This is a genomic window from Serratia sp. 121840015-1, assembly GCF_053627655.1.
This window is the reverse complement of record NZ_JBSEYF010000002.1, coordinates 361,869-374,833: the sequence shown is the minus strand read 5'-3', so window position 1 is coordinate 374,833 and position 12,965 is coordinate 361,869. Positions and strand designations below refer to the sequence as shown.

The 12,965-nt window shown below is 59.6% G+C and carries 10 protein-coding genes; 2 read left to right on the top strand and 8 right to left on the bottom strand.

From position 1 onward, the window contains the following. From lspA to ribF, 3 genes are read right to left on the bottom strand one after another with little or no spacing between them, the layout of a single operon-like run. Nucleotides 1–510: a signal peptidase II gene (lspA, locus tag ACUXAC_RS15185; protein ID WP_454266754.1), complete on the bottom strand. Its 510-nt coding sequence runs from the start codon at nt 508–510 to the stop codon at nt 1–3. A gap of 13 nt (nt 511–523) precedes the next feature. After that, nucleotides 524–3,340 carry an isoleucine--tRNA ligase gene (gene ileS / locus ACUXAC_RS15180; RefSeq protein ID WP_454266753.1) on the bottom strand — a complete coding sequence of 939 codons (2,817 nt, stop codon included), beginning with the start codon at nt 3,338–3,340 and terminating at the stop codon, nt 524–526. Between the two features lie 32 nt (nt 3,341–3,372). Next, nucleotides 3,373–4,311, bottom strand: a complete 939-nt coding sequence (gene ribF / locus ACUXAC_RS15175; RefSeq protein ID WP_033637054.1) for a bifunctional riboflavin kinase/FAD synthetase — start codon at nt 4,309–4,311, stop codon at nt 3,373–3,375. 390 nt (nt 4,312–4,701) lie between these two features. Between ribF and rpsT the strand changes: the two genes are divergently transcribed. Then, complete coding sequence (gene rpsT / locus ACUXAC_RS15170) at nt 4,702–4,965, top strand: 30S ribosomal protein S20 (protein WP_033637053.1); 264 nt, start codon at nt 4,702–4,704, stop codon at nt 4,963–4,965. A 71-nt stretch (nt 4,966–5,036) separates the two neighbouring features. On the opposite strand, the gene nhaR is transcribed toward rpsT, so the two are convergent. The 4 genes from nhaR to dnaK form a co-directional block, all read right to left on the bottom strand. Then, nucleotides 5,037–5,936 carry a transcriptional activator NhaR gene (gene nhaR / locus ACUXAC_RS15165; RefSeq protein ID WP_025159627.1) on the bottom strand — a complete coding sequence of 300 codons (900 nt, stop codon included), beginning with the start codon at nt 5,934–5,936 and terminating at the stop codon, nt 5,037–5,039. Between the two features lie 192 nt (nt 5,937–6,128). After that, complete coding sequence (gene nhaA, locus ACUXAC_RS15160) at nt 6,129–7,295, bottom strand: Na+/H+ antiporter NhaA (RefSeq protein ID WP_087762940.1); 1,167 nt, start codon at nt 7,293–7,295, stop codon at nt 6,129–6,131. Nucleotides 7,296–7,531: 236 nt separating this feature from the next. Continuing rightward, complete coding sequence (gene dnaJ, locus ACUXAC_RS15155) at nt 7,532–8,656, bottom strand: molecular chaperone DnaJ (RefSeq protein WP_004932969.1); 1,125 nt, start codon at nt 8,654–8,656, stop codon at nt 7,532–7,534. Nucleotides 8,657–8,762: 106 nt separating this feature from the next. After that, complete coding sequence (dnaK, locus tag ACUXAC_RS15150; RefSeq protein WP_004932972.1) at nt 8,763–10,676, bottom strand: molecular chaperone DnaK; 1,914 nt, start codon at nt 10,674–10,676, stop codon at nt 8,763–8,765. 325 nt (nt 10,677–11,001) lie between these two features. Between dnaK and satP the strand changes: the two genes are divergently transcribed. Continuing rightward, entirely contained in the window at nt 11,002–11,601 is a 600-nt protein-coding gene (gene satP / locus ACUXAC_RS15145) for an acetate uptake transporter (protein ID WP_060440925.1), read from the top strand. A 44-nt stretch (nt 11,602–11,645) separates the two neighbouring features. Here the strand turns inward: satP and ACUXAC_RS15140 are convergent, their stop codons facing one another. Continuing rightward, entirely contained in the window at nt 11,646–12,953 is a 1,308-nt protein-coding gene (locus tag ACUXAC_RS15140) for an MFS transporter (protein WP_060422391.1), read from the bottom strand. Nucleotides 12,954–12,965: the final 12 nt, after the last annotated feature.

Genomic DNA, 12,965 nt, shown 5'->3' with positions numbered 1-12,965 from the left:
TTACTCACCTTTACTCTTTGCGCCTTTGTTCGCCGGCGACAGGAAACCTTCCAGCACGATCATCGCCGCGCCCACGCAGATGAAGCTGTCCGCCAGATTGAAGGTCGGGTAGTGCCAGTCACCGACGTAGAAGTCGATGAAATCGACCACGAAACCGTGCCACAGGCGATCGAACAGATTGCCCAACGCCCCACCGGTAATAAAGGCGTAGGCGATGTTGTTCAGCTTCTGCTGCGCGGTGCTGCGGTACATCATCACCAGCAGCACCGCAACGATGGCGATGGCGATGGCGGCGAAGAACCAGCGCTGCCAGCCGCCATGGTCGGCCAGGAAGCTGAACGCAGCGCCGTAGTTGCGCGCGTAAAACAGGTTGAACGACGGGATCAACGGCTGGGACTGGCCCAGCGTAAAGTTAGCGAGGATCCACTGCTTGCTGCCAAAATCCAGCGCCAGCACCGCCACCACAACCCACAGCCAACGCAGGCCGGTCGAACAAATTGATTTACTCATCAGGCGCGAGTTCTCAGGCAAAGTTACGCTTCTCGCCGTCACCGGCGACGTTGCTCACACAGCGGCCGCAGATGTCTGCGTGTTCCGCCACCAGGCCGATATCGGTGGTGTAATGCCAGCAGCGCGGGCACTTCTCACCCGGTGCCGTGCTGAAGGCGATCTTCAGCCCTTTCAGCAGCTCGGAAGCCTGCGCGTCGGCCGGCGCATCCGCCAATGGCGCAACGCTTGCCGCAGAGGTCAGCAGCACGAAGCGCAGCTCATCCTGCAGGCTGTTCAGGCGCGCCGCCAGCTCGCTGTCGGCATACAGCGTTACCGCCGCTTCCAGCGAACCGCCAAGGCGTTTGTCGGCACGCGCCTGCTCCAGCACCTTGTTCACTTCGCCGCGCACTTTCAGCAGCTCGGCCCAGAAAGCGTCGTTCATCGGCTCGCCTTCCGCCAGCCCGAACAGGCCGTCGTACCACTCTTCGGTAAACACGTACTGCGCGCGTTTGCCCGGCATGAAGCCCCAGATCTCGTCCGCAGTGAACGACATGATCGGCGCCATCCAGCGCACCAGCGCTTCCACGATGTGATACAGCGCGGTCTGGCAGCTGCGGCGGGCGACGCTGTCGCTCTTCGCGGTGTACTGACGATCCTTGATGATATCCAGGTAGAAGGAGCCCATCTCGACCGAGCAGAACTGCATCAGACGCTGCACCACTTCGTGGAAATCATAGTTGGCGTAAGCCTGCTCGATATCCTGTTGTGCCGCCAGCGCACGGCCGACCGCCCAGCGATCCAGCACCACCATGTCTTCCGGCGCCACGCAATCGGTGCTCGGCTCGAACCCGTTCAGGTTGGCCAGCAGGAAGCGCGCGGTGTTGCGGATGCGACGATAAGAGTCTGCGGAGCGCTTGAGGATCTCGTCGGAGACCGCGATTTCGCCGGTGTAATCGGTCGATGCCACCCACAGACGCAGAATGTCGCCGCCCAGTTTGTTCATCACGTCCTGCGGGCTGACGGTGTTACCGATCGACTTGGACATCTTGCGGCCCTGGCCGTCGACGGTGAAGCCGTGGGTCAGCACTTCTTTATAAGGCGCCTTGCCTTTCATCGCGGTGGAGATCATCAGCGATGACATGAACCAGCCGCGGTGTTGGTCGGAGCCTTCCAGATACATGTCGGCGCTGTGGCCCTGGAACTCAGGGCGCACGTCAACCACCGAAGCGTGGGTGGAACCGGAGTCGAACCACACGTCCAGCGTATCCGGCACTTTCACGTAGTCGGCGGCTTCCGCGCCGAGAATATCGGCCGCGTCCAGATCCCACCAGGCCTGAATGCCGTCTTGCTCGACGCGCTTGGCCACTTCTTCCATCAGCTCAACGGTGCGCGGGTGCAGCTGCTCGGTTTCTTTGTGCACGAACAGCGACATCGGCACGCCCCAGGTGCGCTGACGCGAGATGCACCAGTCCGGGCGGTTGGCCACCATCATTTCGATGCGCGCCTGGCCCCAATCCGGGATCCACTGCACGCCTTTGATCTCTTCCAGCGACTGCTGACGCAGGCCTTTCTGATCCATGCTGACGAACCATTGCGGCGTGGCGCGGAAGATGATCGGCGTCTTGTGGCGCCAGCAGCACGGATAGCTGTGCAGGAACTTCTCGACGTGCAGCAGCGCGCCTTTCTCACGCAGCAGGTCGACGATCAGATCGTTGGCCTTGAAGACGAACTTGCCGTCCAGCAGCGGGTAAGTGCCGGTCAGGTAGCAGCCGTTCGGCCCTACCGGGTTGGCCACTTCCAGGCCGTATTTCTGGCCGATCACGAAGTCGTCCGGGCCGTGGCCTGGCGCGGTGTGCACCGCACCGGTACCGGCGTCCAGCGTCACGTGCTCGCCGAGGATCGCCGGCACGTCGAAGTCCATGAACGGGTGTTTGAAGCGCAGCAGCTCCAGATCGGCGCCTTTGCAGCTGCCCAGCACCGCCCATTCGGTGATGCCGGCGCGTTTCATCACGCTTTCCACCAGCTCGGCCGCCAGGATCAGGCACTGGCCGTCAACCTGCACCAGCTGATAGGTGAAGTCCGGATGCAGCGAGATCGCGCGGTTGGCCGGCAGGGTCCACGGGGTGGTGGTCCAGATAACCAGGGAGATAGTCCCGTTGAAGTGGCTCACGCCGAACTTGGCCGCCACGGCAGCCGCGTCTGCTGCATGGAAGCTCACGTCGATCGACGGCGAAGTCTTGTCGTAGTACTCCACTTCCGCTTCCGCCAGCGACGATCCGCAGTCGGTGCACCAGTGAACCGGCTTGGCGCCTTTCAGCAGGTGGCCGTTGCTGATGATCTTGCCCAGCGCGCGGATGATGTTGGCTTCGGTTTTGAAGTCCATGGTCAGGTATGGGCGATCCCAGTCGCCCAGCACGCCCAGGCGGATGAAATCCTTCTTCTGGCCTTCAACCTGCTCGGCCGCGTACTCGCGGCACTTCTGACGGAATTCGGCCGCCGTCAGCTTCTCGCCCGGTTTGCCGTACAGCTGTTCAACCTTCAGTTCGATAGGCAGGCCGTGGCAGTCCCAACCCGGCACATAAGGCGAGTCGAAGCCGGCCATCCCTTTCGACTTGATGATAATGTCTTTGAGAATCTTGTTAACCGAGTGACCAATGTGAATGCTGCCGTTCGCATACGGAGGGCCGTCATGCAAAATGAAGGTTTTTTTGCCCTTTTTGGCAGTACGAATAATCCCGTACAGATCCTGTTCATACCAACGTTGCAGCATGCCAGGTTCGCGCTTGGCGAGGTCGCCGCGCATCGGGAACCCTGTTTCCGGCAAGTTCAGGGTATTCTTGTAGTCACTCATTAGATTCTCGGTTCCGTTTTCGGCTATAGAGATTAAACCGGTGTCTGTAGCCCGAAGAACTTCCGGGCCGTCACCACATCATTGGCGATTTGCTGCTTCAGGGCATCGAGCGAAGCAAACCGTTGTTCATTGCGCAATTTTGCGCGGAGCACCACCTCAATATGGCGCCCGTAAAGATCCATTGTGACATCCAGCAGATGCACTTCCAGCTGCTGGCGCACGCCGGCGACGGTCGGGCGCGTACCGATATTGGCCACGCCCGGCAGCGGCTGCGGCCCCAGGCCGTACACTTCTACCGCATACACCCCTTTCACCGGCGCCACCAGGCGCTTGAGCGGCAGGTTGGCGGTCGGGAAGCCGATGGTGCGGCCCAGCTCGTCGCCGTGCACCACGCGCCCGGAAATGCTGTACGGGTGGCCCAGCAGGGTCTCCGCCAGCGGCAGGTCGTCCTCGCTCAGCGCGGTGCGGATCGCGGTGCTGCTGATGCGCCGCTCGCCTTCGCGGAAGGTCGGGGTGCTGACCACCTCGAAGCCGTACTCTTTTCCGGCCTGCTGCAATAGCGGAAAATCGCCCTGACGCCCGGCGCCAAAGCGAAAATCATCCCCCACCATCAGGAATTTGACGCCCAGTTTTTCCACCAGCAGCTCGGCGACGAACGCCTGCGCGGTGTTGGCGGCAAAACGCGGATCGAACTTGACGCACAGCAGGTAATCGACGCCCGCCTGCGCCAGGTAGTTGGCCTTGTCGCGCAGGCGCGTCAAGCGGGCCGGCGCCTTGTCTGCGGCGAACATCTCCAGCGGCTGCGGCTCAAAGATCATGACCATCACCGGCAGCCCGAGGCGTTGCCCTTGTTGCTTCAACTGCTCCAGCAACGCCTGATGACCGCGGTGTACGCCGTCAAAGTTGCCGATGGTGAGCACGCAACCATGGTGGCGCGCCCGGATATTGTGAATGCCGCGAATTAGCTCCATAGCTGGCTCAAAACAGTGGAAATCGGCGGATTATACCTTGTACAGCCGGTAAGGTTAACCCGCGATTGGTGCCTTTATGTAATAGACATACCATACCGGAGATAATCTGCGCGTGAAACGGCTTCGCCGCAGTTTATCCGGCACTGCCGGGCCGATTCTCGACCACGGCCAACGGCTTGCGTCCGCCGCGGCAAAACATTGGCGAATTTTCTCGCGAAACACTGTATTCCCAAGAGCGAAGCTGGTAAAATCCTGCGCCATCACAACGTAGCGAGTGCCGCCTGTACAAACGGCGCTTATTTGCACAAATCCATTGACAAACGAAGGCTAAAAGGGCATATTCCTCGGCCTTTGAATTGTCCTCAATAGAATATATTTGGGAGTTGGACCTTGGCTAATATCAAATCAGCTAAGAAACGCGCCGTACAGTCTGAGAAACGCCGCAAGCATAACGCTAGCCGTCGCTCAATGGTGCGTACCTTCATCAAGAAGGTAGACGCAGCTATCGCAGCTGGCGACAAAGAAGCAGCACAAACTGCATTCCTGGTAATGCAGCCACTGGTGGACCGTCAGGCAGCTAAAGGCCTGATCCACAAAAACAAAGCAGCGCGTCATAAGTCAAACCTGACTGCACGCATCAACGCAATGCAATAAGCATTTCGTTATCTGCTTGATAAAAAAACCGGCTCAGGCCGGTTTTTTTACGCCCTGCGTTCAGTGAACCACTAGCAGGAAAACAGCGCCGAGAAGTCTTTGTTGCACACGCGCTGCACCGCCGGATGCTGGATCATGCGCTCGGCGAAGATGATGTAGTACTCCTCCTGCACGCTGTCGATGCGCCCAATCTCCACCACGTTGTCATCGTTATAGGTATCCTGCGCATACAGCGTCGGCGCCACGAAAATCGCATTGTGGTACATGCCGAAAGCCTTCATCAGCGCCGCATCGTCGAACTCGCCCAGGATTTCCACCTGAATGCCCTGCGTATTGAACCAGTTGAGCAGCTTGCGCCCCAGCATCGAGCGGCGGCCGGGGATCAGCAGCTTGCGCTGCTCCAGGCAGGCCGGGAATGGCAGCTCCGGCGCCGGCTGGCGGCAGAAGAAGCTGATGCCGCACTCGCCCAGCTTCAGCGAGAACAGCCCTTCCTGCTGGCTGGAGTCCACCGGGCAATCCGACAGGATCATATCCAGCTTGTGCTGGCTGAGCTGCTCCAGCAGCATCTCGTGCGTCGATTCAAAACAGCGCAGGTGGATCTGTTCGTTATCCACCACCACCGCCGCTTCCAACACCTGGCTGACCAGGCGCTTCGACAACGCGTCCGCCACGCCAACGTCGAACAGCAGGTTCGACTCTTTGCGGTAGTTGACGATATCCAGCATTTCCTGGCTGAGCATAAACATCTTGTCGGCATAGCGGAACACCAGCTGCCCCAGCTCCGAAGGTACCAACCCGCGCCCCTGGCGTTTGAACAGCTTACCGTCCAACCGCTCCTCCAGCGCTTTGATCTGGCCGGTGATGGTCTGCGGCGTCAAAAACAACGCTTCGGCGGCACCGACCACGGAACCGGCCTTGCAGACCTGCCAGAAATAGTAAAGGTGATTAAAGTTGATATGCGACATCCTCACGAGCGGCTCTCCTTAACAACGTTTCGCAGCGGCAAACGGTGTGCCGTGACGAGCGACAAACTTCCTTTCCCTGCTTCAGACAACGTATAGCCCCATTAGTCCCAACGAAGAACGGCCGAAGCTGCACATATTTTATACCGCGCAGCTCCGACCAGCCATTTTATTGTGTGCCCTTATCGGGCACACGCAGGATTAACGCACCCGCGGCAACGCCAGACGCAGCAACCCATACCCTGCCACCGCCGCCGCAGTGGAGCCCAGCAGGATCCCCAGGCGGGAATAGGTGCTGAGCGCCGCATCCGCATCGCCGAACGCCAGCGAGGCGATGAAAATCGACATGGTGAAACCAATACCACACAGCACCGAAACGGCAAACACCTGTTTGAAACCGATCCCCTCAGGCAAGCGGGCGATGCCCATTTTCACCGCCAGCAGGCTGAAGAGGAAAATCCCCAGCGGCTTGCCGATAAACAGCCCGGCCGCAATCCCGACCGGCAACAGCGACGTCAACCCTTCCAGCGATACGCCCTGCAAAGAAACCCCGGCGTTGGCGAATGCGAACAGCGGCAGGATCATAAACGCGACCCAAGGGTGCAGCTCATGTTCCAGCGTCTCCGACGGCGACGGCCCCTTCTTGACGTTCAGCGGGATCATAAAGCCGACGATCACCCCGGCCAGCGTCGCGTGCACCCCGGACTTGAGGATCGCGACCCACAACACCAGGCCGACCATCATATACAGCGAGGTTTTACCCACGCCGCGCCAGTTCATCACCGCCAGCAGCACCGCCGCCGCCGCCGCCACGCCCAGCGCCACCATCGACACTTCGTGGGTGTAGAACAGCGCGATGATGATAATCACGCCCAGGTCATCGATGATCGCCAACGCCAGCAGGAACACTTTCAGGCTGGTCGGCACGCGGTTACCCAGCAGCGCCATTACGCCCAGCGCGAAGGCGATATCGGTCGCAGCCGGGATCGCCCAGCCCTGACGGGTGACTTCATCCGCGCCGTTGAACAGCAAATAAATCAGCGCCGGCGCCAGCATGCCACCCAGCGCGGCGATCGCCGGAAACACCGCCTTGTCGCGCCCGGACAGCGAGCCCTGCATCAGCTCGCGCTTGACCTCGAGCCCCACCACCAGGAAGAAGATGGCCATCAGGCCGTCGTTGATCCACAGCAGCAGCGGCTTGGCGATCTCCAGCGAAGCAATTTTTACCATCACCGGCAGGTTGAGGAATGCCTGATAGATCCCCTGCGCCGGGGTGTTGGCCATGATCAGGGCGACGATCGCCGCCGCGATCAGAATGATGCCGCCCGCGGCTTCCTGACGTAAAAATTGACGAATGATGTTGGTCACAATACGTCTCTCCAAATCTGTGCAGGGCGTAGCGCCCTGCGAACCACAGTCATGAAGTGAGTATAGAGGGCGTTTTAGTTCGAAAAAATAAGTTTATAAATGCTAAATAACTCGATAAAACCGATCAAAAGCACACATAAGTCACATTATTTGTAGGGAGTTAGGGGTGCAACATGCAAATAAAAACCCCGGGACAGACGCCCGGGGTTCTAATATAAACCAGCAGAAACAGCAGGTTAGCGAGTCAGGTCGTCAAAGAACTTTTTCACCCCGTCGAAGAAGCTCTTCGAACGCGGGCTGTTCTTGTCACCGGACGGGCCGCCCAGGCTCTCTTCCAGCTCGCGCAGCAATTGCTTCTGCTTGTCGTTCAGATTGACCGGGGTTTCCACCACTACGCGGCACAGCAGGTCGCCCTGGCTGCCACCACGCACAGATTTCACGCCCTTGCCGCGCATGCGGAACAGTTTGCCGGTTTGGGTCTCCGAAGGCACCTTCAGTTTCACCCGGCCGTCCAGCGTCGGCACTTCAATCTCGCCGCCCAGCGCCGCCATGGCGAAGTTGATCGGCACTTCACAGTACAGGTTGTTGCCTTCGCGCTCGAAGATCGGGTGCGCCTTCACCTGCACCTGAACGTACAGATCGCCCGCCGGTGCGCCGTGCTCGCCGGCTTCGCCTTCACCCGCCAGGCGGATGCGGTCACCGGTATCGACGCCGGCCGGAATTTTCACCGACAGCGTTTTGGATTTTTCTACCCGGCCGTGGCCGTGGCACTTGTTGCACGGATCTTTGATGATCTGACCGCGGCCATGGCAGTGCGGACACGCCTGCTGCACGGTGAAGAAGCCCTGACGCATCTGCACCTGGCCCTGGCCGTGACAGGTTGGACAGGTCACCGGCGAGCTGCCCGGCTTGGCGCCGCTGCCGTGGCAGACGTCGCACTCTTCCAGCGTCGGGATGCGGATCTCTTTGGTGACGCCACGTACCGCTTCCTCGAGGGTCAGCTCCATGTTATAGCGCAGATCGGAACCGCGGCTGGCGCGCTGACGGCGGCCTCCGCCGAAGATGTCGCCAAACACGTCGCCAAAGATATCGCTGAAGTCGGCACCGCCGCCAAAGCCGCCGCCGCCCATGCCGCCCTGTTCAAAGGCCGCGTGCCCGTACTGATCGTAGGCCGCGCGTTTCTGGTCGTCGGTCAGGACTTCGTAAGCTTCTTTAACTTCTTTAAACTTGGTTTCGGCGTCTTGTTCCTGGTTGCGGTCAGGATGGTATTTCATCGCCAGGCGTTTGTACGCCTTTTTGATCTCACGTTCATCCGCCGTCTTGCTGACGCCGAGAATCTCGTAATAGTCTTTCTTCGCCATTCTTTCGCTTACCCTTAACATGCGTGCACGGGCGCAGAGTTGCCTCGACGCCCGTGCTGGTTTCCGGGAGCGGCATCTCGGCCGCCCCGTGCCCGCTTAAGGGCGATTATTTTTTGTCTTTAACTTCTTCGAACTCAGCGTCAACCACGTCGTCGTCTTTCTGCGCCGCGTTGTCCGCGCCGGCGTCAGCACCCTGCTGAGCCTGCTGCGCCTGGGCCATTTCCAGCAGTTTGCCGGAAACCTGCACCAAAGCCTGAGTCTTCGCTTCAATCTCGGCTTTATCTTCGCCTTTCACCGCCGCTTCCAGATCTTTCAGCGCCGCTTCGATCGCCGTTTTGTCTTCCGCCGGCAGTTTGTCGCCCGCTTCTTCCAGCTGCTTGCGAGTGCCGTGGATCAGGTGATCCGCCTGGTTACGCGTCTGTACCAGCTCTTCGAACTTGCGGTCGGCTTCAGCGTTCAGCTCGGCGTCGCGCACCATTTTCTGGATTTCGTCTTCGTTCAGGCCAGAAGATGCCTTGATGGTGATCTTCTGCTCACGACCGGTGTTCTTGTCTTTGGCAGACACGTGCAGGATGCCGTCGGCATCGATATCGAAGGTCACTTCGATCTGCGCCATGCCGCGCGGTGCCGCCTGAATGCCGTCCAGGTTGAACTGGCCCAGAGATTTGTTATCGCTGGCGCGCTTACGCTCACCCTGCAGCACGTGGATGGTTACCGCAGACTGGTTGTCTTCAGCGGTAGAGAACACCTGGCTGTGCTTGGTCGGGATCGTGGTGTTTTTGGTGATCAGCGGCGTCATCACGCTGCCCATGGTTTCGATACCCAGCGACAGCGGGGTCACGTCCAGCAGCAGAACGTCCTTCACATCACCGGCCAACACGCCGCCCTGTACCGCAGCGCCCACGGCAACCGCTTCGTCCGGGTTCACGTCTTTACGCGGCTCTTTGCCGAAGAAGTCTGCGACTTTCTTCTGCACCATTGGCATACGGGTCTGGCCGCCCACCAGGATCACGTCCTGGATGTCGGAAACCGACAGGCCTGCGTCTTTCAGCGCCACTTTCAACGGCTCGATAGAACGTGCAACCAGATCTTCAACCAGCGACTCGAGTTTGGCGCGAGTCACTTTGATGTTCATGTGTTTTGGACCGGTCGCGTCTGCAGTGATGTACGGCAGGTTAACGTCGGTCTGCTGAGCGGAAGACAGTTCGATCTTCGCTTTCTCAGCGGCTTCTTTCAGACGCTGCATCGCCAGCGGATCGTTGCGCAGATCGATACCCTGATCTTTCTTGAACTCTTCCACCAGGTAGTTGATCAGACGGCTGTCGAAGTCTTCGCCACCCAGGTGGGTGTCACCGTTGGTCGCCAGCACTTCGAAGGTTTTTTCGCCGTCAACGTCGTCGATTTCGATGATGGAGATATCGAAAGTACCGCCGCCCAGGTCATAAACCGCGATGGTGCGGTTGCCAACTTCTTTGTCCAGACCGTAGGCCAGGGCCGCAGCGGTTGGTTCGTTGATGATGCGCTTGACTTCCAGACCCGCGATGCGGCCGGCGTCTTTGGTCGCCTGACGCTGGGCGTCGTTGAAGTAAGCCGGTACGGTGATAACCGCTTCAGTTACCGGTTCGCCCAGGTAATCTTCCGCCGTTTTCTTCATTTTCTTCAGCACTTCCGCAGAGATCTGCGGCGGAGCCATTTTCTGGCCTTTCACTTCCAGCCAAGCGTCGCCGTTGTCGGCTTCGACGATTTTGTACGGCATGATCGCTTTGTCGCGCTGCGCTTCTTCATCCTGGAAGCGGCGACCGATCAGGCGCTTGATGGCGAACAAGGTGTTTTCAGGGTTGGTCACTGCCTGACGCTTAGCCGGCTGGCCAACCAGAGTTTCACCGTCCTGGGTATATGCGATAATAGAAGGAGTGGTGCGGTCGCCCTCGGCGTTTTCCAGCACGCGTGCCTTGGCACCATCCATAATTGCTACGCAAGAGTTGGTAGTACCCAGGTCGATACCAATAATTTTACCCATCTAAACGTCTCCACTAAAAAATTCATAATCAGTCAGGTTGCTAACCTATATGCGGGCGATTTTTTGCTTTTCAACTGCCCGATATCTCAGTGCGACCCGCGGTTAGCAACTGCGGTTGCAAATAAGATGGGGCCATCCAATCCGGCATCAAGGGGCAAGGCGAAAAAAATTTCTTTTTTTTATCGTCATTCAGATCATTGTTTCCGGCTGCGGGGATCATTATGATGCGCGCGCTCTGGTGGAAAACTTCGATTTTTTGGCCATTCAGACCATTTATTATTTTACTTCGCTGTTTCCGTTAATTTTCTGTTATCGCAGAGGACTTATGCACACCAACAAGTTGGCGAATCCCGGCCCTCTCGGCCTGATGGGCTTCGGGATGACCACCGTCTTGCTGAACCTGCACAACGCGGGCTTTTTCCCACTGAACTCCGCCATCATCAGCATGGGGATTTTCTTCGGTGGCCTGGCCCAGATCCTGGCCGGTCTGCTGGAATACAAGAAGGGCAACACCTTCGGCATGACCGCTTTCACCGCCTACGGCAGCTTCTGGCTGAGCCTGGTCGGCCTGCTGCTGCTGCCGCGTCTGGGCCTGGCTGAGGCCACCGAGGCGCACGTGCTGGGCATCTACCTGGCGCTGTGGGGCATCTTCACCCTGTTCATGTTCTTCGGCACCCTGGCCGCCAACCGCGTGCTGCAGTTCGTGTTCGCCAGCCTCACGCTGCTGTTCGCCCTGCTGGCCGTCGGCAACATCACCGGCAATCATGCGCTGCTGACCTTCGCCGGCTATGAAGGCATCATCTGTGGCGCCAGCGCCATTTACCTGGCGATGGCCGAAGTGCTCAACGAGCAATACGGCCGCAAGGTGCTGCCGATTGGCGAGCCGGCTCCGGCCCGCGTCGCGGCCTCACCGGTGGCGGCGTAATCGCCCTTCCCTGATGAAAAAACCCTGCAGTGCAGGGCTTTTTTTTAGCTGTAGGAATCGGCTCGCCGCTCCCCGGCTTCGCTGTTCAGATCGCGATGCAGGTAGAAACCGAGCAGCAGCCCGATGAGCGACAGCGCCAACACGTAGTAAGCGGGCGCTAACGGGGTCAATTTCATGATCAGCGTCACAAAAATAGGGGTTAAACCGCCAAAAATAGCGTACGAGACATTATATGAGAACGAGATGCCGGTAAACCGCACTTCCGCCGGGAACGCCCGCACCATCACGTACGGCACGGCCCCCACCACGCCTACGCTGAACCCCACCAGCGCATAGCAGGCGAACAGCATTTCCGGGTGCACGCCCACCGTTTGATAGAACAGCCAGCTGCAGCCGGCCAGCAGCACACTGCCGACCACCAGCGTTTTGCTGGCGCCGAAGCGATCGGCCGATAAACCGGCGACGATGCAGCCGGCGATCAGCATGATGGTGGCGATGCTGTTGGCCTGCAGCGTCAAGGCCGGCGCAATGCCGAACTGCTTTTGCAGATAGGTCGGGGTCATCAGGATCACCACCACGATGCCGGCGGAGAGCAGCCAGGTCAGCAGCATCGATACCACCACTTCCCGCTTGTGGTTGAGCACCACCGACTTCAGCGGCAGCTCCTCGGCCAGCGCTTTACGCGCCTGCATCTCGATGAAGATCGGCGTTTCCTGCAGCCAGCGGCGCAGGTACATCGCCACCAAGCCGAACATGCCGCCCAACAGGAAAGGAATGCGCCAGCCGCCGCCGGCGATGCTCTGCGGGCTGAGCGTAGTGTTGATCACCGTCGCCACCACCGAGCCCAGCAGGATGCCCACCGTCAACCCGGCGGTCAGCGTGCCGCAGGCGAAGCCGATGCGCCGGCGCGGCACGTGTTCGGCAACGAAGACCCAGGCGCCCGGCACCTCACCGCCGATCGCCGCCCCCTGCAGCACGCGCATCAACAGCAGCAGCAGCGGCGCAGCAATGCCGATGCTGGCGTAGGTCGGCAGCAGGCCCATCGCCAACGTCGGCAACGCCATCAGCAGAATGCTCAGGGTAAACATCTTCTTGCGGCCGACCAGATCGCCGAAGTGCGCCATCACGATGCCGCCCAGCGGGCGGGCCAGATAGCCGGCGGCGAAGATGCCGAAGGTTTGCACCAGACGTAGCCACTCCGGCATGTCCGCCGGGAAGAACAGATCGCCGACCACGGCGGCGAAGAACACGAAGATGATGAAGTCGTAAAACTCCAGCGCGCCGCCCAACGCGGCCAACGTCAGCGTTTTGTAGTCTTGCCGGTTCAGCCGGCGATTAGTGTCGTGAGGCATAGGGCACCGTCG